This window comes from Lentzea sokolovensis (genome assembly GCF_033949975.1).
GTDB classification, from domain to species: domain Bacteria; phylum Actinomycetota; class Actinomycetes; order Mycobacteriales; family Pseudonocardiaceae; genus Lentzea; species Lentzea sokolovensis.
Genome location: NZ_JAXAVU010000001.1, coordinates 1,182,282 through 1,208,550, shown reverse-complemented (window position 1 = coordinate 1,208,550; position 26,269 = coordinate 1,182,282). Strand labels below are relative to the sequence as shown.

The 26,269-nt window shown below is 68.6% G+C and carries 16 protein-coding genes; 11 read left to right on the top strand and 5 right to left on the bottom strand.

The genetic code is table 11. From position 1 onward, the window contains the following. The first annotated feature begins 30 nt into the window (after nucleotides 1-30). From SK854_RS04655 to SK854_RS04645, 3 genes are all read left to right on the top strand, one after another. Entirely contained in the window at nucleotides 31-7,992 is a 7,962-nt protein-coding gene (locus SK854_RS04655; protein WP_319973691.1) for a hypothetical protein, read from the top strand. A gap of 146 nt (nucleotides 7,993-8,138) precedes the next feature. Next, complete coding sequence (locus SK854_RS04650) at nucleotides 8,139-8,351, top strand: hypothetical protein (protein WP_319973690.1); 213 nt, start codon at nucleotides 8,139-8,141, stop codon at nucleotides 8,349-8,351. Between the two features lie 293 nt (nucleotides 8,352-8,644). Further along, nucleotides 8,645-9,085 (top strand): response regulator transcription factor, encoded by a 441-nt coding sequence (locus tag SK854_RS04645; RefSeq protein ID WP_319973689.1) that lies wholly within the window; start codon nucleotides 8,645-8,647, stop codon nucleotides 9,083-9,085. A gap of 7 nt (nucleotides 9,086-9,092) precedes the next feature. Here the strand turns inward: SK854_RS04645 and SK854_RS04640 are convergent, their stop codons facing one another. Next, entirely contained in the window at nucleotides 9,093-9,779 is a 687-nt protein-coding gene (locus tag SK854_RS04640; RefSeq protein WP_319973688.1) for a response regulator transcription factor, read from the bottom strand. Between the two features lie 182 nt (nucleotides 9,780-9,961). Between SK854_RS04640 and SK854_RS04635 the strand changes: the two genes are divergently transcribed. After that, on the top strand, nucleotides 9,962-10,558 hold the full coding sequence (locus SK854_RS04635) for a helix-turn-helix transcriptional regulator (protein ID WP_319973687.1): 597 nt from the start codon (nucleotides 9,962-9,964) through the stop codon (nucleotides 10,556-10,558). Nucleotides 10,559-10,600: 42 nt separating this feature from the next. Here the strand turns inward: SK854_RS04635 and otsB are convergent, their stop codons facing one another. Then, nucleotides 10,601-13,114 carry a trehalose-phosphatase gene (gene otsB / locus SK854_RS04630; RefSeq protein WP_319973686.1) on the bottom strand — a complete coding sequence of 838 codons (2,514 nt, stop codon included), beginning with the start codon at nucleotides 13,112-13,114 and terminating at the stop codon, nucleotides 10,601-10,603. A 408-nt stretch (nucleotides 13,115-13,522) separates the two neighbouring features. Beyond that, entirely contained in the window at nucleotides 13,523-14,806 is a 1,284-nt protein-coding gene (locus SK854_RS04625) for a sensor histidine kinase (RefSeq protein WP_319973685.1), read from the bottom strand. A gap of 214 nt (nucleotides 14,807-15,020) precedes the next feature. Between SK854_RS04625 and SK854_RS04620 the strand changes: the two genes are divergently transcribed. The 4 genes from SK854_RS04620 to SK854_RS04605 are packed head-to-tail and all read left to right on the top strand — an operon-like array spanning nucleotide 15,021 to nucleotide 19,751. After that, entirely contained in the window at nucleotides 15,021-16,229 is a 1,209-nt protein-coding gene (locus SK854_RS04620) for an ABC transporter ATP-binding protein (protein ID WP_319973684.1), read from the top strand. After that, entirely contained in the window at nucleotides 16,226-17,512 is a 1,287-nt protein-coding gene (locus SK854_RS04615; RefSeq protein WP_319973683.1) for an ABC transporter substrate-binding protein, read from the top strand. Before SK854_RS04620 ends, SK854_RS04615 begins: the two co-directional genes overlap by 4 nt. Beyond that, nucleotides 17,509-18,843 (top strand): ABC transporter permease, encoded by a 1,335-nt coding sequence (locus SK854_RS04610; RefSeq protein WP_319973682.1) that lies wholly within the window; start codon nucleotides 17,509-17,511, stop codon nucleotides 18,841-18,843. Before SK854_RS04615 ends, SK854_RS04610 begins: the two co-directional genes overlap by 4 nt. Then, entirely contained in the window at nucleotides 18,840-19,751 is a 912-nt protein-coding gene (locus SK854_RS04605; protein ID WP_319973681.1) for a carbohydrate ABC transporter permease, read from the top strand. The genes SK854_RS04610 and SK854_RS04605 overlap by 4 nt, the downstream gene beginning before the upstream one ends. Nucleotides 19,752-19,795: 44 nt before the next feature. On the opposite strand, the gene SK854_RS04600 is transcribed toward SK854_RS04605, so the two are convergent. Together SK854_RS04600 and SK854_RS04595 are read right to left on the bottom strand one after the other, a co-directional pair. Further along, entirely contained in the window at nucleotides 19,796-22,828 is a 3,033-nt protein-coding gene (locus SK854_RS04600) for an AfsR/SARP family transcriptional regulator (RefSeq protein WP_319973680.1), read from the bottom strand. A 174-nt stretch (nucleotides 22,829-23,002) separates the two neighbouring features. Beyond that, a complete protein-coding gene (locus SK854_RS04595; RefSeq protein WP_319973679.1) occupies nucleotides 23,003-23,704 on the bottom strand; it encodes a helix-turn-helix transcriptional regulator in 702 nt (233 codons plus the stop codon). A 347-nt stretch (nucleotides 23,705-24,051) separates the two neighbouring features. On the opposite strand from SK854_RS04595, the gene SK854_RS04590 reads away from it, so the two are divergent. From SK854_RS04590 to SK854_RS04580, 3 genes are all read left to right on the top strand, one after another. After that, on the top strand, nucleotides 24,052-24,669 hold the full coding sequence (locus SK854_RS04590; protein WP_319973678.1) for a helix-turn-helix transcriptional regulator: 618 nt from the start codon (nucleotides 24,052-24,054) through the stop codon (nucleotides 24,667-24,669). A gap of 121 nt (nucleotides 24,670-24,790) precedes the next feature. After that, the gene (locus SK854_RS04585; protein ID WP_319973677.1) at nucleotides 24,791-24,949 is read left to right on the top strand and encodes a hypothetical protein; all 159 of its coding nucleotides are present in this window, start codon (nucleotides 24,791-24,793) and stop codon (nucleotides 24,947-24,949) included. Nucleotides 24,950-25,085: 136 nt separating this feature from the next. Beyond that, on the top strand, nucleotides 25,086-26,246 hold the full coding sequence (locus tag SK854_RS04580; RefSeq protein ID WP_319973676.1) for an ABC transporter substrate-binding protein: 1,161 nt from the start codon (nucleotides 25,086-25,088) through the stop codon (nucleotides 26,244-26,246). Nucleotides 26,247-26,269 lie beyond the last annotated feature (23 nt).

The following is a 26,269-nucleotide window of genomic DNA, read 5'->3' as shown; positions in this document are numbered from 1 at the left end:
CTCAACACCCGGCTCACGTTGTCCCAAGGCATGCTCCGTCACGTCGTGGAGGTGGAGGTCGCCGAGGCGGGCGGTGTCCGATATCGCGACGAGGTGGTCCGCTTGATCACGGACAGGGCGCCGGCGGCGCAGATCGTGGTGACCGCTCCTGCCGCGGATGGGTTGACTGATCGGCAACGCGCCAAGCGGCGCGACGCCGCGGACGGGCGGGTTGCGGTCACCATCCGGACCTCCGTCGTCTTCGAACCCACGTGGGAGATACTCCCGCAGGTTCAGCGGGAAGACACCGGGAGTCGAGCCGCGGCGCCCGCTGAACCCTCCACAGTGGGCACGGAGAACGCGGAACCGGTTTCACTGGCGGGTTTGACCGTCGAGCGGCGGGGTGAGAACTGGGAGGTGTTGCTGCCACGCGACACCCGGCTCGTCGACGGAGTGGTGCCGCAACAGTTGCAGCCTTTGGTGAGTTCCGTCCTGGAGCTGCCCGTTGCGGACCAGGCGGGGCCGATGCGCTGGTACATCACAGCGACCGGCTTCGGCACCGGTGGCCAACAGCGCGGGACGGACATGGCCGGTTGGCTGAGCCGCGCGCTGCCGCGGGCCGTTGCGGCACAACGGGGAGAGTTCGCAACCGGGATGCCGCGCCATCTCGACGTGCGTGGGCGCGGCGTGGCAAGCGGGATGGCCCTGGATCTCGGCGCGGGCAGCATCGCGGCCGGTGACCGGGACGAGGTCACGTCCAGGCTGGTGAGAATCACCATCGGCGGACAACCGGCGGATCCGGCGGGAATGGTGGTCTTCCCGCCCGAACCTCAGGTGAGATGGCTGGAGGCAGGGGATCTGCCTCGTGGTCCCGTCGTCACGAGCGACTTCGACGGACAGACGTGGTACGTGCTGGTGCCGCAGGACGGCGAGATCGGTGACCACGAGGTACCGGAGTCCTTGCGAGTCGCGTTGGAGCAGTTCGCACAGCAGGCAGCCACGTCACCTGACGACGGTGCGGAACAGGAGGACCGGCTCTGGCGTGTCGATTTGACCGGTTTCGCCGGCGGTGGCAGTGGGCGGGCCAGAGAGGTCGGCGCCTGGCTGTTCGGCATTGATCAGAATTCGCTGACTCGGCGTCCGATGCGGATCGAGGGGGAGCCGCAACGCTTCGTCGTCCAGCTGCACAGTTCTGTACCGCAGCGAATCTCTGTCAGGAACGGGTCTCTGCACGCTGAGGGCAGCGCCTATCAGGCGGTGATGACGCGACTGGTCAGGATCAGCCTGTCCGAGCGCACGACGGATCGGCCCGCCGCACCGATGAAAATCGCGGCTCGCAGGTCTGAGAACGTACGGCGGATCCTTCCCGTTGCGGAGGTTCCCGCCGTTCAACGGGATCTCGCTGTGCCACCGGGTCGCGACGACGCGATGAACACTGATTCGCCAGTGCTTGCCGGGAACACCGGTCTCGAATCCGTGGAGAACGAGTTCGACTTCGACTTCGGGTTGGTGGAGTCGGCCTACGGAGTTCTTGCGGAGACTCAAGCGACCAGAGCGATCCGCTTCGGTGTAGCCGTCGACAGCGCCCAGCAGGAGGATTTGATCGCGCGATCCGCTCTGTTGGTGAGCCAGTTCCTCGCTGTGAACGATCATCCGCTTGCCACGCAATGGGCCGCCTTCATCGCAGAGACGGCCTGGGCGGGCGACGTCGAGACGCTGAACACCGTTCTCCCACCCGTTTTCGTTCCGGCGGTGGAGGTTCCGGCCACCGATCCCGGACCCGAGATCGTCGTGCCCGAAGGCGATCGACCGGGTTCGCCGCCTTTTGTTCCAGCGGACAACCAGTTGCCAGAGGGCATGGTCGCCCAACGGAAGAACGACGACTGGCAGGTGTTGCTGCCGCGCGCCGGCCAGCCCGACCGAGGTGTTGTGCCGGAACGGATGCACGACTTCGTGCGATTCCTCGCAGGGCTGCCCGACAGGGATGCCGAGGGGCCAGTGCGTTGGCATGTCACGGCAAGTGGCTACGGCATCGGAGGTGAACTGCGTGGGCACGACTTGGCCGAGTGGCTCAGGGGAGTGTTGCCGGGCGCGGTGAGCTCGCACCGGGGCGAGCTGGTGATCGGCATGCCGGATCACCTGGTCGTTCAGTCGAACCGTCTGTGGAGCGGTCGGATCCAGTTCTTCGGCGGGACCCGGTTCGTGGGAGGGGCGTCGCACGAGCTGTCGAGCAGGCTGGTCCGCGTCACCGTGGCCAGAGAGCTGTTGCCCGTGGGCGAGCCCATGGTCGTGCAGGACGAGTTCTCCTCTGGTCATCCGGCTTCTGCTTCGCGGAACGCGGAGGCTCCGGGGTCCCTGACGAGCGATGTCGGCAGGGCGGAGCCGGGGCACGGCTCCCGTCGCGGGCAACAGGCGCGGCAGGCCGCACACCCCTACGTCCGGCCGAACCGCGGACCCCAGGCCGTCGATCTTCAAGATTCCGTCGCCGGGAACGCCGGGTCGCGACCGGGTGCGGAGGGGATCACCGAGGTCGATCCGCAGACGCGGGAGGAGCCGGGAATCTGGGCTTTGCCGGCCGAGCTGACCTTGCTACCGCGCAAGGGGGCTCAGGGTTGGCATGTGTTGTTGCCCCGTCACGGTGGACTCACCGACGGTGCGGTGCCGAAGGCGTTGCGGCGCGTTGTGGAACAGATTTCGGCGGAGCCGGATCGACGCCACGGGCTTCCGGTCCGTTGGCGCGTTGTGGTGACCGGCTATGGACACGGTGGTGACCAGCGCGGAGAGGACGTGGCGCGCTGGCTGAGCGGAGTCGTGCCGGCCCACTTGGAAACCCGTGGGCAAGGTGTGGGCTCGCAACGTGCGGGCCGGCATTACGGTCACCTCCTCATCGCGGACGAGGTGCTGGACGAGTTCGCGTCCAGATTGGTCAGGATCACCCTCTCGGCGAATCCGGTGGTGCTGAACGAACCTGTGCCCGGCGAGCCGGTGCCACAAGCGCCGATGGGACCGCCCGAAGCGATGGTGGTGCCGAGCAGGGAAGGGCAGTGGAACGACCGCGCGGACCTGCCTCAGGGCGTGGTCGTGACCGCCGGCGCGGGGGAGGACACCTGGCTGGTCATGGTGCCGGGCCAAGGCGATCTCACCGACTACCAGGTGCCGCCGGGGTTGCGGGCGGAGGTGGTTCGGTTCGTCGAGGAGGCGAGGACGGCACGGCCCGGTCAGGATGTGCGGTGGGTCGCCTCGACGACCGCTTTCGCCGGGGGTAGGAAGCGCGCGCGTGCGGTGCTCGAATGGTTGCTCGGTCTTGCACCGGGGGCTCTGGCACCACAGGCTTCCCCCGCCCTGCGGGAAAGTCTCCCGCTTCGCTTGGAGACCACGGCGGTTGGTCAGTCAGAGCAGAACGGGCCTACCAAGTTCGGCTTGACCCTCCTCGGACCTGAAGCACTGACGGAGGTGAGGGGCAGGGTCGTCCGGTTCACCCTGTCTGCTCCACGCGATGTTCAACCGTCCGCGAACACAGTGGCCGAACCGGTGCGGGACGCGCCGCCGCCGATCCGGCAGGCAGGGGTCGAGGATCGAGCGGTGGTGCCGTCCGCAACCACCGTGTCGCGGCGGGAAGGGCGATCCGCGCGGCTGGAAGGTTCGCAGCCGGCCGTGCCGGTTGATCAACAGGATCCCGCTGAGTGGCGGATCCCCTCGGACGTGCCAGGGGACCTGGTCGTGATGCCCGGTGCGACGGCTGGGACCTGGCTCGTGCTGTTGCCGCGTGATGCGTCCCTCGCGGGCCTTGAGGTGCCGAGTGCGCTGAGGGCCGAGGTCGATCTTTTCGCCGCGGGTGCGAGCGATCACGTCGCACAGGGGCGGCCTGGGCAGTGGACCTTCGCCGCTACCGGCTTCAACGATGCGATGCTGCGGTCGCGTGCGGTCGTGGGATGGCTGCTCGGCATCGACCCGCGGACCGTGCCGACACGCCTCACATGGCGGCAGCGGACACTGCAGCGTTCGCCGCTGCCCCACCTCAATCTCTCGTTGCACACCTCCGCGGTGGTCGACGTCGGCAACGAGTTCGGCTCCACCACGGTCGCGGCCGGTGCTCGCGCCGAGGTGGCGTCCAGGTTGGTCCGAATAACGATGAGCAGACCGGATTCGTCCGTTGTGCCTCAACACCCTGAGGCGGCGCCGACGGCGCCTGCCACCGTCCCGCGAAGCCCGGAACCACTCTTGGCGCCGGTGAGCTTGGGAGCGTCGGACGTGCTGCCGGAGAGTTGGGGAGCCTCGGACGTGCCGCCGGGCCTGGTCGTCACGCCCGGCTCGAAGAGAGGGACATGGCGTGTGTTGTTGCCGCGGGACGGGCGGCTCGACGCCTACAGCGTGCCGGCTGAACTGCGGAACCAGCTCGACCGGTTCCTGGCGGTCGCACGCCTGGCTGGAGACGGGCAGCCGGGACGGTGGCGTCTACGGGCCACTGGCTTCGTGAACGGCACACGACGGGCGAAGGCGGTCATGGGCTGGCTGCTCGGTGTCGATCCGAACATCCTGAAGTTGAACCCTTCGCAGCAGTTGATCGAGAGATACCTGCGGCATCTCCCTCCACGCCTGCAAGTCTTGATCAACGAACAGAACGAGTTGCTGGCGCGCGAGAACTTCGGCCGGATCCGCATCGAGCCGGACGCATTCCAGGAGGTGGTGTCCAGGACGGTCCGGTTCACCATGACCGGGCCGACCGGTTGGCAGGAGCGTGCCGTGAACGCGGAGATCGACGCTCCGCCGGCCGACGTCGACCTGCCCGGGCCGGCTCTCGACGAGTTCTCGTTCGACGACCTCGAACCGGACTTCGACACCTTCGACGCACCGGCCTTCCCGGCGAACGACGCTGCCTCCGGGCTGCTGGAATCGGCACATGAAATTCTCCGGAACACCGGTGCGCTCGACGCGATCCTCGGCGGCTCGACCGGCAGGGACGTGAGCCAGGAGGACTTGATCAGGAGTTCCGCTCAGCTGGTGAGCCGGTCGCTCGCCGAAGACGGTTGCCCGGCCGCTCAGCAGCAGGCCCGGCTCATCGCCAGCTCAGCCCGGGCAGGCGACCTTGCGGGCCTGATCGCAGTCCTGCTGCCCACTCCGTTGCAGGACGGCGGCGCTCCACCCGTCGACGGCGGCCGGGAGATCGCCGGGGACCGGATGAGCGTGGACACCCGCCCGATCGTGCCCGTGTCGCAGCTGCCTGCCGGGCCGGTCGCGGTGCCTGGTGGCCACGACTCGGCCTACCGAGTTCTGGCGGAGGCTGAGGCGATCAACGCCATTCGCTTCGGCGTCGACGTCGGCAGTCCCCAGCAGGAGGATTTGATCGCGCGGTCTGCTCTGCTGGTGAGCCAGTTCATCGCGGTCGACGATCTACCACTTGCCAGGCAATGGGCCCGGTTCGTCGCCGAGACGGCCTGGACGGGTGACGTCGAGACGCTGAACACCGTTCTCCCGCGCATTGACGATCGGGCTGTGGACGTTCGAGTCGCCGACCCTGTACCCGAGATCGTCGAACAGGACGACGCTCGACAAGTTCCGCCGCCTTCCGCACCAACGGACGGCCAGTTGCCGGAGGGCATGGCCGCCGAGCGGAGGAACGAGGAGTGGCAGGTGTTGCTGCCGCGCACAGGTCGGCCCGACCGAGGTGTTGTGCCGGAGCGGATGCGGGACTTCGTGCGCTTCCTTGCAGGGCTGCCCGACCGGGTCTTCGAGGGGCCGGTGCGGTGGCATGTCACGGCGGGCGGTTACGGCATGGACGGTGAGGAGCGCGGGCAGGAGCTGGTCGGGTGGCTCAAGGGAGTGTTGCCGGGCGCGGTGGCGGCGCTCCGCGGCGAGCCGGTGGCCGGCATGCCAGATCACCTGGTCGTTCAAGTGATCGGTCTGCACGCCAGGAGGATTGCGAAGTTCGGCGAGATCGATGTCCAGGAAGGGCAGCGGGAGGAACTGAAGAGCAGACTGGTCCGCGTCGCCGTGGTCAAAGAGCGGGTGCCCGTGGGGCAGCCCACGGTGGTGGAGGAGGAGTTCCCCTCCGGTCATCCGGCTTCTGCTCCGCCGAACCCGGAGACGTCGGGGTTCCTGACGAGCGATGTCGACATGGCGGAGCCGGCACACGGCCGGCCGGACGCGACGGCGCAGGAGGTCGGCGTCGTGAGCGTGGCCGGCCCGGAGTTGGCTGCGGCGCTGGCCGAACTCGACGGTGACACCTCGGAGGTCGAGCGGTTCGTCCTGGACTCGGCACGCGCGACGCCGGCCGGAAGCGGCGAGGTGGAGGCGCGCCGGTGGGCCGGCGCGTTGGCCGACGCCTCGGGCTTGATGGCGGACACCGGCCTGTGGACGTCGTTGCGCGATCGTCCCGCGGGGCCGCAGGCGTTCTTCGAACTGATGACGCTGGTGGCGAACGACGTGTACCGGCACGGCAGGAACGCCGCCATGGCGACGGCGGACAGGGTTGCGACGGCGGTCAGGATGCTCGACGACCGGCATGTCACCGAGTACTTGTTGCGTGAGCTTTCGCCTGAGCGTGTGGGGCAGTCGCGTTGGCGAGGGCTCGTGAACGACATGCAGCTGCACCTGCCGAGGAACGTGGACCACGCGGAAACGTTGGCGGACAACGAGGCGCGACGCCGGGGAGGCACGCATGCCCCTGACCGCCCGATGTGGATGGCCGAGCGGCTGGAGTCCGGAGTGGACGGTGAAGACCTGGTGTGGTTCACCGCGGCCGATGTCGACTGGACGCCTCTGCCGGACTCGGCAGGGGCGGTGGTGGGCTCCTTGACGTCGGCCGAGGCCGATGAGTCGGTCGACTTCGTCCACGAACGGTACAACGGGGTGACCTTCGTGCACACCACGGATCTTCCGGATGAGGAAGGTCCGGAACGGTTCGCGGCCCAGCGTGCGGCGATCGACGACGGTGAATACACGCCGTCGTGGTCTCCGTGGGTGGGGGAGCGGGCCGGTACGTACATCGTAGTGGCCCACGGCATGGCCGGGTTGGTGGAGATCCGGCTGGGGGACGGCCGGCTGGTGCACGTGTCGGGTGAGGTGCTGGGCCGGCTCGTGATGAGGTTGGCGCCGTTCGCTCAGTCGCGCGGACGCCGGTTCGACTCGATCACTTTGATCATTTGCGATTCTGCGCTTGCCGGGCCCGATGGAAGTTCTGTGGGAGAAGGAGTTCTCCGGGTTTCGCGCGCAGCGGAAGGACCCAGGCGACTGCACGCTCTCACGGGCGAGGCCACCGCGTTCGTGCACGCGTCCGGGACCGAGCTGAACGAGAACCCCGTGGCGCTTGGCGTGGTCGCCCTCAACAGGGGCGCGGACTGGGTCACCTACGACGCCGGCGGTGGGCGGCAACAGGCGAGCGTGGAGCGCGCGCTGCGCGGCCGGTTGCCGGATGATGTCGCGACCGTGGTCCGGCAGGGCCTGCATTCACACGTCACCCGCGCCCACGGGGACGCGGGTCCGGAATCGGCGGCCGAGTTCGTGCGGACGATCGGGCCGGTGGCCGATCAGCTCGACGCGCTGGGGGTGTTCGAGCGGATCACGGCGACGCGGCTGCCCGCGGAACTGCGCGGGGCGGTGCTGACCGACATCGTCGAAGCGGTGACCAGGGAATCGATGACCCGCGGGGCGGAATCGGCGTTCCGGCTGGCGAGCAGACTGGCGACCGCGTTGACGCTGGTGGCCGGCACGGGAGTGTTGGAGCAGTTGCTGCGGGAATCCGTTCGCAGTCGGGAGGCCATGGCGTTCTGGTGGCGGACGGTGGACGGCCTCATTCGCGATGTCGCCACCGAGACCGAGGGCGACGACATGACGGTGGGTGCCGGTCCGGCTGGGGCCGAGGTCCTGGCCATCGCCGTTCGCAGCGGCCTGGTGAGCAGGGCGATCGACTCGGGTGACTTCGCCGGGTTGGAACAAATGATGGAAATTCTGCGTCAGGTGTACTTCGAGCACGGATATGAGGTGGCGATCGGATTGGCGGCCGGGGTTCGGTGACTGGGGAATCCGTGACTCGATCGGCGGACGGGCTGTTGGTCGAGGCCTGGCTTCCACGTCAATTCGGGCAGAGGCGTGATCGGGTGCTGGCCATCCGGTGTTCGTTTCTCCAATGTCATGGTCACTCTGTCGAAAGGACGGCTTCGATGACAGTTCCCGGACCTCGGTCCTTCGAGGACGTGCTGTTGCTGGAGGTGCATCGCGAACTCGTGCGGCAGCACGACTACGAGGGCGCAGAAGAGGTCATGGGCCTGTTGACGTCGGTTGTCGCCGTCGAAGAGCTGATAGCCGCTGTGGATCGCGGTGACGGTGAGGCGATGGCTTTTCACGCACGCCTGGTTCTGCGGAACCTGGAGTAGTCCCGGTATGTGGGTGGCTACCCGACAGTCGTGAATTTCCCTTAAGGAGGAGTTAAGGGTCGATCCCTCATCATCGTCTCAGACGCTAATGGTGGCGAGGAGGACGTCGAGTGGATCCGATTCCGGTGGCCGTGCACGCCCGTACTCCCATTCTGCGTGCCGGCGTGATGGCTCTTCTGCGAGGACAGGTCGCTGTCGAACCCGTTCCGGCCGAGCGATTGCAAGACGCTGACGTTCTCGTAGTGGCGCACGAACACCTGGTGATCGCTGATCTGCGTGCTTTTCGGGAAAGAATGCCCGAATTCACCAAGCCGATCGTGCTCGTGGTTCAGGATCTGCGCGAATCCCAGTTGCTGGGAGCAGTCGAATGCGGGGTGCGGGCTGTTGTCCCCCTGGCTCAGGCGACCTGCGACAGGCTCGTCCAGACCATCACGGCCGTCGCGGCGGGCGCGGGGGAGATCCCGTCGAAACTGGTCGGCCCGCTGCTCGACCAGGTGCACCTGCTGCACGACAAGGTGTTGCGGCCCAACGGGCTGACGAGCTCCGGCCTGACCCCGCGGGAGATCAACGTGCTGACGTTGCTGGCGGACGGCAAGGACACGGGCGAGGTGGCGGAGGCCCTGTGGTACTCCGAGCGCACGGTGAAGAACATCATCCAGGGCATGATCAGCCGGCTCGACCTCCGCAACCGCGCGCACGCCGTCGCCTACGCGGCGCGGGCGGGAGTGATCTGAGCGGTGGTCAGGAAGATACGACGAGCTTCACACCGACGCCGCGGACCGTGTGCAGGTAACGCGGGTTCGCGGCGGTCTCACCCAGCTTGCGGCGCAACCAGGACAGGTGAACGTCGATAGTCTGGTCGCTCGCCCTCTCAGAGCTTCCCCACACCCGGTCGCACAGTTCCCGCCTGGTCACCACGCGGTTCGGCCGCTCCGCGAGGTAGACCAGGAGGTCGAACTCGCGGCGGGTCAGGTCGAGGTGCTTGCCCTGGAACGACGCGCTGCGCTCGAGCAGATCGAGGTGGAGTCCTCCTGCCGCGACAACGCGTTGTTCCGACGTCGCGGCGCTGGACGTGCGGCGCAGCAACGCCCGCATGCGCGCGACGAGATGGTCGGCGGAGAACGGCTTGACCACGTAGTCGTCCGCGCCGGCGTCGAGCAGCTGCACGACGGAGGTCTCCCCGCGGCGAGCGGTCACGATGATCACCGGCACCGAGCTGATGCCGCGAATCATGCGCAGCGCGGCGGTTCCGTCCAGATCGGGAAGGCCGAGGTCCAGCAACACGATGTCGAGCGGGCCGGCAGCGGTTTCCCTCAGCGCCTCCGCTGCGGTGGCCACCGCCACGACGGAGAAATGCCGCTCAGTCAATGCGTTGTGCAGAGCGGCTCTGATGCTGTCGTCGTCTTCGACGAGCAGAACGGAATGCATGCTACCTCGAGTACGTGTGTGGACACCGGACGTGGCATCCGAGTTAACGGGCTGTTGCGAGATACTGCCTTCAGTCAAGGCTCCGGAGACGACGTGACGGGTCTTGCGGGCTGGAAGGGCACGAATTGATATCCGCTCAGGCAACGACATGACAACGGAGGTACCCGAAAGGTGGAATCCGAGTGATCCGGGTGCGGTTGCCGGAGGCCGAGCCGGCCGTCATCGCCGGCGTGGCGGGCTGGCTGACATCGCATCCAGACATCACCGTGGCCGCCGACTTCGGTGATTGCCCCGCGGACGTGTACGTGGCCGTGGCGGGCTTCGTCGATCGGCCCTTTCTCGACCGGCTCGGAGAAACCGCGCGCCGAATCGGCGCGGTCGTCGTGCTGGCACTCGACAACATGGCGGACGACGCGCTGACGGTGGCGGAGCAGACCCGCGTGGTGAGCCTCGTGCCGCGCGCGACGGTGGATCGCGATCGGCTGGTGGCCGAGGTGGTCACCGCCGCACAGGGCAGGCCCTCGGCCAGGGAGGTTCTGGCCGAGGCGCTGGCCGAGGTGCGTGCGACGGCGCACCACCGCCCGATGTCCGTGGTGAGAGGCCGGGATCTCGAGCTGCTGAAGCTGCTCGCGTGCGGCTGGGGCACCGACGAGATCGCGGCGGAGCTGTCCCTGTCCCACCGCACCGTGGTGAACCGGGTGCAGTTGGTCGTCAAGAAGTGCGGCGCGCAGAACCGTTGTGAAGCGGTCGCCCAGGCCGCACGAGCAGGGCTGGTGTGACGACCCGGCTGCCGGGTGGTCCTCGGCAGCCGGGTCCTCAGATCATCGGGACAACAGCTGGGCGCAGCGGATCAGGCCCAGGTGCGAGTACGCCTGCGGGTGGTTGCCCAGCGAGCGCTCGGCGATCGGGTCGTACTCCTCGGGCAGCAGGCCGGTGGGGCCCGCGGCCGCGACGATCTGGCCGAACAGTTCCTCGGCCTCGGTACGACGACCAGTCAAAAGATAAGACTCGATCATCCAGGCGGCGCACAGGTGGAAGCCGCCCTCGTCGCCCGGCAGGCCGTCGTCGCGGCGGTAGCGGTACACGGTCGAACCGGACCGCAGTTCCGCCTCGATGGCCGTGACGGTGGACTGGAAGCGCTCGTCGGTCGGGTCGATGAGGCCCGACAGGCCCACGAACAGGGAGGCGGCGTCGAGGTCGTCGCCGTCGTAGGCCGTGGTGAAGGACTGGACCTCGTCGTTCCAGCCGTTCTTCAGCACGTCTGTGGCGATCGTGTCGCGCAGCGGCACCCACGACGGGTCGAGCTCACGGCCGAACCGTTCGCCGAGCTTGATCGTCCGGTCGATCGTCAGCCAGCACATGACCTTCGAGTACACGTGGTGGCGCGGCGCGTGCCGTTCCTCCCAGATGCCGTGGTCGGGTTCGTGCCAGCGCCGGGAGACGGCCTCGGCCATCGCTCCGGCCATCGTCCAGTCGGCGTCCGACAGGGAGCCGCGTGCGGTGGCCAGTTGCACGACCAGGTCGACGACCGGGCCGAACACGTCGAGTTGCACCTGCTGGTTCGCGAGGTTGCCCACGCGGACCGGCCGGGAGCCGGCGTAGCCGGGCAGCGACTCGATGACGGCCTCGGCGCCGAGCTGGGTGCCGTGCAGCGTGTACAGCGGGTGCAGCCGCTCCGGACCCGGCACCGTGGCGAGAACGCCGTGCAGCCAGGTGAGGTAGCCCTCGGCCTCGGCGAACGAACCGAGCGAGACCAGCGCGGACGCCGTCATGGCCGCGTCGCGCAGCCAGCAGTAGCGGTAGTCCCAGTTGCGGACGCCGCCGAGTTCCTCCGGCAGTGACGTGGTGGCCGCCGCCATGATCGAGCCGGAGTCCTTGTGCACCAGGCCGCGCAGCGTCAACGCCGACCGCAGCACCAGATCGGGTTCGACGGCGGGAACCACGAGGCCGTCCGCCCACTCGGACCAGTAGCCGGCGGCGCGGTCACAACGCACGGACTCGGCCACCGCGGACTCGGTGATGTCGTCGGTGCCGCAGCGCAGCTCCAGCAACACCGGCGCACCCTCGCGTGGGCGGACCACGGCGCGTGCGGTCTCCTGCACGCCGTCCGAGGTGATCTCCCAGTCGACGCCCGGCGACCGCAGCACCATCGGGTCCGACGTGCCGACGACGCGCAGGCCGTCGCGCTCGCGCAGCAGCCGCACCGGCACCTGCCCGAACTCGGGACGCGGCGCGAACGTGATCACCGCGTTGGTCGAGCCGGAGATCCGCCGGACGAGGTCCGTGCGGTGCGAGGCGAGGTCGTGCTCCAGGTAGTCCGTCACCAGGAGCCGCGACCAGCGGGTCTCCACGATCATCGTGCCCGGCAGGTAGCGCTGGCCCAGCGGCAGCGACCCGTGCTCCGGCTTGATCGAGAAGTGGCCCGCGGCGGGGCCGCCGAGCAGGTCCGCGAAGATCGCCGCGGAGTCCGGCTCGGGGTGGCACAGCCAGTTGACCTTGGCGTCCGGCGTCACCAAAGCCACCGAACGCTCGTTCGCGAGCATGGTCAGGCGCTCGATCGGCACGGCCTGGTCGCCGTGCAGCCACGCGCGGCGCTCCTCCAGCAGGAACGCAAGAATGGCCGCGACATCCGCGGGGTCGTTCACCGCGTGCCCGGCCAGCGACTCGCCGGCACCCACGCGGATGCCGACGTCCGGACCGGACAGCCGGGCGAACGCCTTCTCGTCCGTCACGTCGTCGCCCAGGAAGATCGCCGCGCTGGCGCCGACCTGATGCCGAAGCACGTCCAAGGCGTGGCCCTTGTCGGTCTCGACGACCGAGAACTCGATCACGGCCTTGCCCGACGTGACCACCACGCCGTCCCAGGTGCTCGGGCCGGCCTCCACCACCTTCAACATCCGCTGCGCCACCGGCTCCGAGCACCTGCGGTGGTGCAGCGCCACCGCGGCCGGCTTCACCTCGAGCACAGCGCCCGGCGTGACCTTCACCAGCGCCTCGAGCTCTCGGTACAGGTTCGCCAGCACGTCACGGGCGCTTTCGGGCAGCACGTGGACGAAGCCGACATCGAACTCCGAGCCGTGTGACCCGACGAGGTGCACCTCGCCGGGCAAGCGGGACAACGCGGCCAGGTCGCGCAGAGCCCGTCCGGAGATGACCGCGCAGGTCGTCTCGTGCAGACCGGCGAGCGAGCGCAGCGCGGCGACTGAACGCAGGTCCGGAAAAGCCTCGTCCGGCGATCCAGCGATCGGCGCCAGCGTGCCGTCGTAATCACACGCCACGAGCAGGTGCGGTGTCCGGGCCAGCCTGACCAGATCTTGCCGAAGTTCGACCGGCAATGCCTGTACCGGCGTCCCAGCGGTGCCGTGATAATTCGTCGCCACAGCGGTCACAATTTTTCCCTCCACTTTGGAGGCAGGTGCGCCGGCCTCCGCGAGCTCTCGCGCAGAGAAGCACACGAACATCCCTTTTTGAAGGCGGATGCCCGCGGAAACACTTTTGTTTGCCCGTGCGCTCTGCGTTCTGGCATTGTTGTTGCCCGGGCTCTAAAGTCGGTGGCGGAAGTTGTCAGCGAATAATTTCCGGACGAATCGGCCGAAGGGTGATCCTCGTCGGCCGGCGAATGAGGTGCGAGCAGCACCGACCGGATATCTCGCACGTGAGACACCCCCGGCCACGTGTGGGATGAGTGCCCGCCGTCCACGAACCCCCCTCCCCGGTGGGCGGCGGGCACACTCCGGTTGTGCTCAGTGAGCGCCCCGCCAGAGCCGCCACGCTCTCGGTCCCGAGTCGTGGCGCGTCCGGCCCGCCTCGCCGAACCGCATCCTGATCCGCGCTCCGCCGAGCTTGCCGCGTTCCACGTGCAGCGACCCGCCGGTCGACTCCGCCGCGCCCCGCGCGATGGCGAGTCCCAGTCCGGTCGAGCCACCGCCGCTGCGTCCCCGCCGCACCGCCTCGGCCGGCGCGGACACACCCCGCCCGCCGTCCTCCACCGCCAGCGTGATCCACCCGGCGTGCGCCACCACCTCGACCGCGATCGGCGACCCCTCCGGGGTGTGCTGGAAGACGTTGTCCAGCACCGTGTCCACGGCCGCGGCGAGGACGGCAGCGGCGACCTCGACCGGCATCGGCCGATCGGGAACATCCACCTCGCACCACCGGTTCTGGTCGGCGGCACGCACGCTCCAGAACGCCATCCGTCCCCGCACCACCGCCGCCAGGTCGCACTCGGCGGGATCCGCCGGTCCCGCCGGGCGCAGCGACTCGATGATCAGGTCCACGTCCTGGTCCAATGTGGACACCGCGCAGCGGATCCGGTTCGCGACCACGCTGTCGTCGAGGACGTCGACGTCGAGCCGCAGCGCGGTCAGCGGAGTTCGCAGCCGGTGGGACACGTCGGCGATCATCTCCCGTTCGCTGGCGAGCAACCGGTCCGCGCGGTTCGCGACCTCGTTCACCGCCGCGGCGAGCTCGGCGAGCTCACCGGGCCCCGTCGCGCGCACCCGCGTGCCACCGGCCCGCGCCGCGTTGGCGAGCGTCCGCACGTCCCCGAGCACGGGAGCGAACCGTCTGCGGCCCACGTGCACGGCGGCGAAACTCACCAGCGCGCCCGCGACCGCCAGCACGACGAGTTCGATCACTGTCTCGGTGTCGGGCACGGCCGCGGGCTCCGTCAGTTCGACGATCGCCCGTCCGGGGAGCATCCGCCACGACGGCGGCACCGGTGCGCCGCCGGCCACCGCGGCCACCTCCGCACGAGATGCTCGGGCGGAACCGATCGTCTCGCCGTTCGCGAGGTGTACGGCGATCCGGCCCTCGCCTCCCGCGGTCGTCCGCGCCACGGCGGAACGGACGTGGTCGGCATCCATGATCGCCGCCACGACCGCGCTCACCGCCGCGACGTCCTGACGGTCGGCGACGGCGGCGCCGCGGGCGTTGCCCCACAGCAGGAGCGAGGCCGCGGCGCAGAAGAGCACCGTCGCGACGAGGCTCGTCGCGACGACCAGCGACCGGGTCATCTCCCGCTTCATCACGGCACCGGTCGAGCGGGTCTGGTGAGCCTGGTCAGCGCATGTGACATGACCGGAGGGTAAATCTCCGTTGCGGCGCAGTCATCCCCGTGTTGCGAACCGGTTGAACCGTGTTCCGCCTTTAAGGGGCAGTTAAGGAAACCCCCACTACTTTCCTCGCACCGGCCGCTCTGGACCGCAGAAGGCAAGGCAGGCAAGAGAGCGAGGAGAAGGTGTGGCTGAAGTAGTCCTCACCGGGCTCGGCAAAGCGTACGCAGACGGCACCCGTGCGGTGGAAGATCTGAACCTCGACATCCGCGACGGCGAGTTCCTCGTGCTCGTGGGACCGTCCGGGTGCGGCAAGACCACGGCGCTGCGGATGATCGCGGGACTTGAGCACATCAGCGAAGGCAGCATCCGGATCGGCGAACAGGTCGTCAACGACGTCCCGTCCAGAGATCGGGACGTGGCAATGGTTTTCCAGTCCTACGCCCTCTACCCGCACTTGAACGTCTTCGACAACATCGCGTTCGGTCTGACGTTGCGCAAGCTGCCGAAGCAGAAGATCGACGAACGGGTCCGCGAGGTCGCGGAGGCGCTGGAGCTCGCCGAGCACCTGGACCGCAAGCCGCGCAACCTCTCCGGAGGTCAGCGGCAGCGGGTCGCGATGGGACGGGCGATCGTGCGCGCCCCGCAGGTGTTCCTCATGGACGAACCACTGTCCAACCTGGACGCGAAGCTGCGGGTGCAGATGCGCGCGCAGATCGCCCGCGTGCAGCGCGATCTGGGCGTCACCACGGTCTACGTGACCCACGACCAGACCGAGGCGATGACGCTCGGCGACCGGGTCGCCGTGATGAAACGCGGTGTGCTGCAACAGGTCGGTCCGCCCCAGGAGCTCTACGACCGTCCGGTGAACCTGTTCGTCGCCGGCTTCATCGGCTCACCGGGCATGAACCTGGTGACCGCGCGGCTCTACCACATCGACGGCCGTTATTGGGTCTCCCTCAACTCGGACACCCTGCTGCTGCCCGACTCGGTGCTGCACGCCCGTCCCGCGCTCACGGACCACGTCGGCAAGGAGGTGGTCGTCGGGATCCGGCCGGAGGACATGGAGGACGCCTCCCTCGCCGACGCGGAGGAAGGCCAGCTCCTGCACTCCGTTGCGGATCTCGTCGAGGCGATGGGGTCGGACGTGCTCGTGCACTTCCCGATCGACGCACAACCGGTGAACACCGAGGACACCCGGCTGCTGGCGGAGGACGCGGGCACCGCGGACCTGCCGGCGCCGGACAAGGGAACGGTACTGGTCGGACGCTTCTCACCGCGCACTCGTGTGTACGAGGGCCAGCAGATCGCCATTTGGGTCGACACCTCCCGCCTGCACTTCTTCGACCCGGTCACCGGGTCCTCGATCTGGACGACATCAGGAGAACAGCGATGAGACCCTTCACGATCACAGCGATCACCACCGCCGCGCTGCTGGTGGCCGGATGTGCCGGAGGCACGTCCGGCGACGGACTGCGCGGGCAGACCGTCGAGGTCGTCGGCACCTGGTCCGGCGACGAGCAGGCGCGCTTCGAGCAGGTGATCCAGGGGTTCGAGGACAAGACCGGTGTCAAGGTGACCTACACGGCGGCGGGCGACGAGCTGCCGACGGTGCTGGAGACCCGCCTGCAGGGCGGTACCGCGCCGAACGTCGCGCTGGTCGCGCAGCCGGGCCTCGTCGCGCGGTACGCGACCGACGGCAAGCTGAAGCCGGTCGGACCGAGCGTCGCCGCGGCGGTGGATGGCAACTTCGCCGGTGTGTGGAAGCAGCTCGGCAGCGTCAACGGCCGGCTGTACGGCGTGTACTTCAAGGCGGCCAACAAGTCGACGGTCTGGTACAGCAACAACACGCTCGCGCTGGCCGGCGTCAGCGTGCCGAAGACCTGGGAGGAGTTCATCCAGGCGGCTCGCACGCTCTCGGACGCGGGAACACCGGCGGTGTCGGTGGCGGGCGCTGACGGCTGGACCCTCACCGACTGGTTCGAGAACGTCTACCTGCGCACCGCCGGGCCGCAGAACTACGACCGGCTGAGCAAGCACGAGCTGCCGTGGACCGACCCCACTGTGCGGACCGCCCTGCAGACCCTGGCTCAGCTCTTCGGCACGCCCCAGTTCATCGAAGGCGGGTCCGCCGGTGCTCTGCAGACGGAGTTCCCGAAGTCGGTGACGAACGTCTTCGGCAACCCGCAGAAGGCCGCGATGGTGTTCGAAGGCGACTTCGTGTCCGGTGTCATCACCTCCAGCACCTCGGCGAAGGTGGGCGCCGACGCCAGGTTCTTCCCGTTCCCCTCGGTGGCGGGCAGCAAGGAGGCCGTGGTCGCGGGCGGTGACATGGCCGTGCAGTTCCAGGACGACGCGGCCACCACGGCGCTGATGGAGTACCTGGCCTCCGCGGAGGCGGCCGAGGTGTGGGCGAAGCTCGGCGGTTTCTTGTCTCCCAACAAGAACGTGCCGGCGGGGAGCTACCCCGACGACGTCACGCGCGAACTCGCCCAGCAGCTCGTGAAGGCGGGCGACAACGTGCGCTTCGACATGTCCGACCTCGCTCCGGCGGCGTTCGGCGGCACGAAGGGCGCGGGGGAGTGGAAGGCACTGCAGGACTTCCTGGCCGATCCCAGCTCGATCGACGCGACGATGCAGCGGCTCGAAGCCGAGGCGGCGAAGGCGTTCGCCGCATGACCACAACGGCGAAACACGCGTCGAGGCGGGTCCGGCGGGTTCGGCCGGACCCGACGCCCGGCCGCTCGCCGCGCCACGCCATCCCGTTCCTGCTGCCGGGGCTGCTCCTGCTCGGAGCGCTCGTCGTCTACCCGTTGCTGTACTCGCTCGTGCGCAGCTTCTTCGACCGCTCCGGCGATGAGTTCGTGGGTCTCGGCAACTACGTCGACCTGTTCACCGACCAGCGGACGCTGACCGCGTTCAAGAACAACGTCATCTGGGTGGTGGTGGCACCGGCTGCAGTCACCGGTCTCGGTCTGGTGCTGGCGGTGCTCACCGAGCGGATCCGCTGGGCGACGGCGTTCCGGCTGGTGCTCTTCATGCCCATGGCCATCTCGTTGTTCGCCTCCGGCATCATCTTCCGGCTCGTCTACGAGGAGGACCCGGACCAGGGCATCGTGAACGCCGTCGCCGTGGGTGTGCACGACGTGTTCGCGTCGGCCTCGCAGTATCCGGGTGCACGACCGCGTGAGAGCGCTCCGATCACCGCGACAGCGGACGGCTTCGCCACCACGGCGTCGTCCTACCGGCCCGGTGACGTCCTCGCCATCCCCATGGTGGGCTTTGCACCGCAAGAGGTTCCTGGCAACGCGGCCGGCGTGATGTCCCCCGCCCCGGAGGCCGGGGAACTGCGCGGGGTGGTGTGGCTGGACGTGTCGGCTGGAGGTCTTGCGGCGAGGACCGACGCGGGGGAACGCGGGCTGCCCGGCATCACCGTCGAAGCGGTGGCGGATGGCAAGGTCGTCGCGCACACCACAACCGGTGCCGACGGCGTGTTCACCTTCCCCGACCTCGCCGACCGCGACTACGTGGTGCGGCTGTCGCCCGAGGACTTCGCGTTGCCGTTTCGCGGGCTGACCTGGCTGGGACCGTCGCTGATCACCCCGGTGATCATCTCGTCCTGGATCTGGATCATGACCGGGTTCGCGATCACCTTCATCGCCGCGGGGCTGTCCGCGATCCCCAGGGACACGCTCGAAGCGGCACGGGTCGACGGCGCGACGGAGTGGCAGGTCTTCAAGAAGGTGACGGTGCCGCTGCTGACACCGGTGTTGCTGGTGGTGTTCGTGACGTTGGTGATCAACGTGTTGAAGATCTTCGAGCTGGTGTTCGTCATCGCACCGGGTTCGGTCCAGGAGGAGGCGAACGTGCTGGCGCTGCAGATGTGGCAGGTCTCCTTCGGGTCCGGCGGCGACCAGGGAGCGGGCAGCGCGCTGGCCGTGGTGCTGTTCCTGCTCGTGGCACCCGCGATGTTGTTCAACATCCGCCGATTCCGACGGGAGCAGACGTGACCACCCTTGTTGACGACAAGTCTCGCGTCGTCGAGCTGAGCGTGTCCGGGTCGCCGCGGCGAAGTGCGTTGTCACGTGCTGTGTCCGGCCTGGGCAACGGCACGGTGCAGGTCGTGCTCGCCCTGGTCGCGGTGTTCTGGATGATGCCGGTGTTCGGGTTGTTCGTCGCGTCGCTGCGCAGCGAGCAGGCGAACAGCGAGTCGGGCTGGTGGACCATCTTCACCAGGCCCGCCGAGCTGACTCTGAACAACTACGTCGACCTCGTCGGCAACACGACGGTGCTGCACTCGTTCCTCAACACCGTCTACATCGCGGTGCCGTCCACGATCCTGGTCGTGGTGCTGGCGGCGCTCGCGGCGTACGCGCTGTCGTGGATCGAGTTCCCCGGACGGATCTGGCTCACCGTCGTGGTCGTGGGTCTGCTGGTGATGCCGGTGCAGGTCGCGCTGATCCCCGTGGCGAAGCTGTTCGGGGCGCTGGACCTGTTCGGCACCATCACCGGTGTGGTGGCGTTCCACGTCGCCTTCGGACTGCCGTTCGCGATCTTCTTGCTGCGCAACTTCTTCACCGGGATCCCCCGGGACCTCGTCGAGGCGGCGAGGATGGACGGCGCGACCGAGTGGGTGATCTTCCGCAAGGTCATCATCCCGGTCGCGAAGCCCGCGCTCGCGTCGCTGGCGATCTTCCAGTTCCTGTGGGTGTGGAACGACCTGTTGGTGGCACTGGTGTTCGCCGACCAGGACTCGGCCCCGATCACAGTCGCTCTGCGGGGTCAGCTGCGGCAGTTCGGCACCAACATCGACCTGCTGGCCAGCGGCGCGTTCCTGTCGATGGTCGTGCCGTTGGGGGTCTTCCTCTTGTTCCAGCGGTACTTCGTGCAGGGAGTGCTCGCCGGATCGACCAAATAGGACCGTGGTGCCCGGTCGTGATCACCCCGGCCGGGCACTGCTCTTCACCCTCGTTCGTTCCACGGTGCGTCCTGCAACCAGTGGACCGGGCCGACGGAGTTGGTCACCTGGTCCACCCGGAGGAGGATCGCCTCGCACGCGTCGTACCAGCCGTCGCCGGGGTGGTCCGTTCTGATCAGCGCGTCCAGGTCGGCCAGCACCGCCTGACCGCCGCCGGTGAGGCCGGACGTCGACGCCGTGCCCGCTAGCTCGTTGCGAAGGCGCCGCAGCGCTTCGTGTTGCACCTCTTCGGCTCGGTCGGGCCGGCCCGCGATGAAGAGCAGACGGGCCAGTTGGACCAGCTCCGTGGTCAGCTGCCCGTGGAGGCTGACCGAGTAGTTCGGGCCGGTGAGGCCGTCGTTGTCGCGGAGGTTCGCGATGAACCGCTCCATGTAGCCGATGGCCGCCGGGTAGTCCTTCAGGGCGGCGTGCGCATAGGCGAGCGTGGTCAGATCGGCACGCAGGTCAGCCGAGTCTCCGCGCTGTTCGTTCTGCTCCAGGGCGACGTGCGCGGCCTTGATGGCCTCTTCGTACCTCTTCTCGTTGAGAAGGCACCAGGCGGTGCAACTGAGCAAGGTGCCCTCGATGTCGACCTCGTTCCCGGTGCCGAGGAGCTCCCGCGCCTGGTCGATCCTCTTCAGCGCGGCCGCGGTCTGCATGCCGGCCGTCAGCGCGCCGATCGCCTGACGATGGGTGTAGGCCTCCGCGTTGGTGTCGCCGGCCGCGGCGAACGCTGCCACGGCCGCGTCGAGATGGCGGTGGCACTGATCGATCTCGTTGTGCCACCACGCGACCCGGGCAAGCCCTCGGTGCGCGTATCCGACACCTCGATGGTCCTGGGTTCGCCGTGCCGCGTGCAACGCGATCTCGCTGCACGCGGCGAGATCCTCGATGCGACCCGCCCAGTCCAGATAACGGCGCAGGTACCACGCCAGGTGCCAGGCGTGTTGCTCGAACCCGATGTCGGCCGCGCGGCGGATCAGGGCCAGCACGGTCTCGCAGGCGGCGTTGAACATGGTCACCGCGGTCTCGCCGTCGAACTCCCGGCTCAGCAGCACTCCGGCCGCCGTCTCGAGCGGCGGCGGCAGGTCCGCGGAGTGGGGATCCATCCCGCGGCTGCCGGCCGCGGTCAGCAGCAGGTAGTGGTCGAGGAGTCGGCGATGAGCCGCGTGGATCTCGGATTGGCTCTCGGTTTCGTGGAGCAGTTCGTGGGCGTAGTCGCGCAGGAGGTCGTGCCAGCTGAAGCGGCCTCGCTGAGGCGCGAGCAGGCACGCTCTGGTCAGCTCCTGCATGAACGCGGTGGCCTGACGCAGCGGCAGCGAGATGAGGCTGGCGGCCGCGTGCGGGGTGAACTCCGCTCCCGGCAACAGGGAGAGCAGCCGGAAGAGCTTGGCGGCCTGCGGGGTGAGAGCGTGGTACGACCAGGACAGCAGGGAACGCAGATCGGTGCTCGGGTCGGCGGCGCCGAGCACGTCCAGTCGGCTCTCGGCGTGCTGGGTGAGCTGGTGCAGGGCATCGGAGAGCGGCAGCTTCGGATTGCTGGCGATGCGGGCGCAGACCACGGCCAGCGCGAGTGGGAGCCGGGCGCAGGTGTCGGCGATCTCCCGGACGGCATCGGGTTCGGCGGCGACCCGGGTCGCACCGAGGCGCGCGGCCATGAGCTCGGCGGACTCCTGGTCGTCCATGAGATCCAGGGTCAGCGCGTGCGCGCCGGTGGTGGCGACGAGGCCGGTGAGCTCGATGCGGCTGGTGATCAGCGCGAGGCAGTCCCTGCCGCCGGGCAGCAGCGGCAGCACCTGTGCGCTGGTGCGCGCGTTGTCGAGCAGGACGAGGACCCGGCGGCTGGCCAGCGCGCTGCGGTAGAGAGCGGTGAGGGCGTCGAGGCTGGCGGGCCGGTTCAGCTTGGGCACACCGAGCGCGTCGAGCAGTTCGGTGAGCACGTCCTCCGGCTGTTTGGCGACGCCGCCCGCCTCGAAGCCCCGCAGGTTGACGTAGAGCTGTCCGTCCGGATAGGACGGTGAGGCGTGGTTGGCCCAGTACACGGCGAAGGTCGTCTTCCCGACACCCGCGGTGCCGTGCACGACGACGACACCGGGCGCGGGGGTCATGGCCAGCCTGGTGTTCAGCTCGTCGAGCTCGGTTCGCCGGCCGGTGAACATGGGCAGTGCCGCGGGCAGCTGAGCCGGCCGGATCACCGGCGGTATCGGTGCCGATTCGGCCGGTGCCGCCAGCAGCAGGCCGGTGTCGGAGTGCAGGATGCGTTCGTGCAGGGTCCGCAGCGACGGCCCGGGGTCCACCCCGAGCTCGTCGCGCAACGTCACACGTAGCCGCTCGAACACGGTGAGTGCCTCGGCTGGGCGGCTGGCCCGGTACAGGGCCAGCATCAGCAGCTCGTGCACGCGTTCCCGGAGCGGTTCGGCCTCCGCCAGCGCGCCGAGTCGTTCCACGACGTCCGTGCTCTGGCCGAGATCGAGCTCGAGTTCGGCGAGCGTCTCGATCGTCTGGATGCCCAGTCGCCTCAGGCGTTGCCGCTCGGTGTCCGCCCACTCGCCGGGCAGCCCGGCCATCGCGTCGTCGTGCCACTCGCCGATGGCCTCGCGCAGCAAGCCCACGGCGCGGAGCGGATCGTCGTGCGACCGCGCCTCGGCCGCGGCCTGTCGCGCGGAGAGGAACCGGCCCAGGTCGAAAGCCTGATCGTCGATCTTGAGCTGGTAGCCGTTTCCGGACGATCGCAACGGGTTCAGCGCTTCGCCGTCGTCATCGAGCACGCGGCGCAGCCGGTGCACGTAGGTGCGCACCGTGCCGCGCGCCGACTGGGGTTCCCGGTCCCCCCACAGCGCCGCGATGATCTCCGAGACCTGCACGACCCTGCCGCGGGCGAGCGACAGCACGGCGAGGGTCAGCCGCTGCTGCGGCGAACCCACGTCCAGCTCGACCCCGTCGCGCCACGCCCGCACCGATCCGAGCACCGCGAGCGCAAGGCCGCTACCGGTCTGCGAACGCTCCTCGGTGATGTTGGACTGGTTGAACGCGACCATGGGCGCATGGTACGTCGTGATACCCCATTCGGCCGAGTGTCAAGAGGGCAGTAATCATTGCGCCATCTACCCTTCTCGGCGGCGTGGCAGGTCCATGTGGAGGTGGGCGCGTTCCTCCGACGTGGGTGGCTGGTTCGAACAGACGACCGATGCGGCCGTCCCGCACACGATGGCTCAGATGGCGCCGACCCGCATCGCGTACGAGACCGCGTGTGCGCGGTTCTGCAGCCGCAGCCGGGTCAGCAGGTCCTGCAGGATCTTCTTGATCGTCCGTTCCGAGTAGCTCAGCTTCGCGGCGACCTCTGCCGTCTCGTCGCCCTGGGCGACGTACCGGAGCACTTCGACCTCACGGGTGGTCAGCCCGCCGGGCGCGAGGTCCTGCGAGACCAGCAGGTCCCGCTGCACGAACCGGATCTCGTCCAGCAGCCACCGCGTCAGCTGTCCCGGGAGGACGGCTTGACCGTTGCGGCAGGCGAAGATCGCCCGGGCGATCCGCCGCGGAGTGGCGTCGCGGTACGCCAGGGCACAGACGACGCCGGCGCCGAACACGCGGGGCAGATGGCGACGTTGCAGCGGACCGCTCATCAACACGATTCGCTGCTCGGGGTTCGTGGCCTCCTCCGGGATCGCGGCCAGCGCGTCGACGAACAGGTCGTCGACCACGTCCGCGACGGCGAGCACCACGTCCGCGATGGGTCTGTCCATCTCGGCCAGGAGCTTCAGCTCCGGTGACGCCCGCAGCGCGTGCTGCAGCGCCGCGGCCGGGTCGGGGCCGGTGGACAGCCAGGCAACCGAGACGCGATCCGCGCTCTCCCCGTGCGCGCCGCCGGTCGATGCTCCGCAGCTCGTGGTGTCGACGATCCTGGGAACGTTCATGCTGCCGCACCTCCGTTTCAGCTGCCGCCAGTAGAGCAGCAGGTTGTCAACGACGTGTCGACGTGGCGTCGACAGGCCCGCGGCCGATCGTTCACCGGGGCCGTGAACCGCGGGTTGCTCGTCCCAGGCCGAGGTGTGCGGGTGTCATCGCCGTGCGTCGTGTCCCAGCGGACAGTCCAGTCGGTTGCGGCCGGTTGTCGCGGGTCTGTCGACAGTGTGTCGACGGAGTGTTGACAGAAGCGTGTTGTGCTCTCACCTGGAATGTGCGGCGTCGGGCGGAGAGGAATGGCGTGATGACTTCGCGTGCGATGAAAGGGACTTCGCCGGCCGGACCGGGCCGGGCCGCCGTGGCGGTGCTCGCGGGCGACGTGCGGTTGGCGGGCGACCTGATGGTCGCGATGGCGGCGAGCGGGGAGGTGGAGGTTCTCGCGGCCAGTGAGCGCGGTGACGCGGATGTGGTGGTGGTACTGGCGGAACTGGTCACCGATGCGGTCGTGGACGAACTGGCGACGTGGGGGCAGGCGGCGGCGAATCCCGGGCAGCGCGTCGTACTGGTGGTAGGCCCGTTGCGGGAGTGCTACCTGCCGCGGCTGTTCGGTGCCGGGGTGGTGAGCGTGCTCCCGTACCGGGACGTGACGGCCGGTCAGGTGCTGCGTGCGGTGCTGGCCACCTGTGCGGGGCGCGCGGTTGTGCCGGACATGCTGGTGAGATGGCTCGTCGACGAGGTGCGTTCGGCGCAGAGCAGCCTGCTGGCGTCGCACGGCGTGGTCACGGGCGGATTGACGGTGCGCGAGGTCGAGGTGCTCCGGAGATTGGCAGACGGGCTCGACACCTGTCGCATCGCCGCTGAGCTGAACTATTCCGAACGCACGATCAAAAAGATCATTCAGGACGTGATGAGCCGGTTGCAGCTGCGCAATCGTGCGCACGCCGTGTCGTACGCGATGCGCGTCGGCGCCATTTGAGATGCCGATGTGCGCGGGGGAAGCGTTCTGGGGGGATCAGGGCACTTTCTGCCGCTGATTCCGGTGCTCGGCCGATTTGTGGGCATTGTTGAGTTTGAATGAGGCAGACAAGGAGAAGCAGATGCGTGCGACCGCGTCAACGGTGACGCCGTCCGGGTTCGAGGATTCTCTGGACGAGTCCGTTCCGCAGGTGTGCCTGAGTTCTTATGAAATGAGTGACAACGGTGTTCTTCTCGGGCTCGCCCCAGAACCGGAGGACGACGAGTCCACGTCCGTCTGACGTCCGCCGCCGGGTGGCCGGCGCCCTCGCCTTCGTGTTCGCCTTGGCCGCTTGTGTGCCTGGACCCGCGGGGGGCGAGCGGGCGCTGAGCGGACACACGATCGACGTCATCGGACCCTGGGTGGGCGAGGAAGAGGTGCGTTTCGAGGACGTGCTGGCCGTGTTCACCGCGAAGACCGGTGTCAAGGTGCGGTACATGGCTGCGGGTGACGACCTTCCCGCCGTCGTGCAGACGAGGATCGCCGGCGGGATCCCGCCGAACATCGCGCTCGTGGCGCAACCCGGATTCGCATCCCAGTTGGCGAGGTCTGGTGCGATCAAACCCGCCGGCGCGGCGGTGGAGCAGGCGGTGGCGGAGAACTACGCGCCGGTGTGGCGAGATCTGGGGAGTTTCGACGGCAAGCTCTACGGCGTCTATTTCAAAGTTTCCAACAAGTCAACCGTGTGGTACGACAGGCAGGCTTTCGAGGCGGTCTCGCCGATGATGGAGATGCCGAGAACGTGGGAGGAGATGCTGTCCGTGTGCCGCGCGTTCGCGGCGGCGGGAAAGCCGGCGATGTCCATCGCCGGTGCGGACGGCTGGACGCTCACCGACTGGTTCGAGAACGTTTATCTGCGCACCGCGGGACCTGAGAACTACGACAAGCTGGCGCGCCACGAAATCTCGTGGACAGATCCCACCGTGCGGATCGCGCTGGAGGAGCTGGCGAAGCTCTTCGGCGACGAGGAACTGATCGCGGGTGGCACGGCAGGAGCGCTGAAGACCGACTTCCGGACCTCCGTCACCTCTGTGTTCGGCGATCCGGCCAGGGCCGCGATGGTGTTCGAAGGAGACTTCGTCGCGGGCGTCGTCGGCGCCACCACCAACGCGATCGTGGGAGGGGACGCCGCCTTCTTCCCGTTCCCCTCAGTCCGTGGGAGCGCTCCCGCCGTCGTCGCGGGAGGAGACATGGCCGTGCGGTTCAAGGACGACGAAGCCTCCGCCGAGCTCATGGAGTTCCTCGCCTCACCCGAGTCCGGTGTCGTCTGGGCGGCGGAGGGCGGCTTCATGTCCGCGAACCGGAACATCCAGTCCTGGGCGTACGCGGACGACGTCACCCGCGAGCTGGTCAGACAGATCATCGACATCGGCGACCGCGCGCGGTTCGACCTGTCCGATCTCGCGCCCACCACGTTCGGTGGAACGAAGGAAGCCGGCATGTGGAGGGAGATGCAGGACTTCCTCGCGGATCCCTCGCGGATCGAAGAGACCATGCAACGGCTGGAATCCGGCGCCCGCAAGGCTCGCTCGCGCTGAGGCGCGCCGAGTCGGCCCGAACC

Excerpts from the sequence above, each read along its gene's own strand:
- SK854_RS04655 (WP_319973691.1), top strand. The coding sequence starts at position 31 with ATGCTCCGTCACGTCGTGGAGGTGGAGGTCGCCGAGGCGGGCGGTGTC.
- SK854_RS04650 (WP_319973690.1), top strand. The coding sequence starts at position 8,139 with ATGACAGTTCCCGGACCTCGGTCCTTCGAGGACGTGCTGTTGCTGGAG.
- SK854_RS04645 (WP_319973689.1), top strand. The coding sequence starts at position 8,645 with ATGCCCGAATTCACCAAGCCGATCGTGCTCGTGGTTCAGGATCTGCGC.
- SK854_RS04640 (WP_319973688.1), bottom strand. The coding sequence starts at position 9,779 with ATGCATTCCGTTCTGCTCGTCGAAGACGACGACAGCATCAGAGCCGCT.
- SK854_RS04625 (WP_319973685.1), bottom strand. The coding sequence starts at position 14,806 with ATGAAGCGGGAGATGACCCGGTCGCTGGTCGTCGCGACGAGCCTCGTC.
- SK854_RS04615 (WP_319973683.1), top strand. The coding sequence starts at position 16,226 with ATGAGACCCTTCACGATCACAGCGATCACCACCGCCGCGCTGCTGGTG.
- SK854_RS04610 (WP_319973682.1), top strand. The coding sequence starts at position 17,509 with ATGACCACAACGGCGAAACACGCGTCGAGGCGGGTCCGGCGGGTTCGG.
- SK854_RS04600 (WP_319973680.1), bottom strand. The coding sequence starts at position 22,828 with ATGGTCGCGTTCAACCAGTCCAACATCACCGAGGAGCGTTCGCAGACC.
- SK854_RS04595 (WP_319973679.1), bottom strand. The coding sequence starts at position 23,704 with ATGAACGTTCCCAGGATCGTCGACACCACGAGCTGCGGAGCATCGACC.
- SK854_RS04585 (WP_319973677.1), top strand. The coding sequence starts at position 24,791 with ATGCGTGCGACCGCGTCAACGGTGACGCCGTCCGGGTTCGAGGATTCT.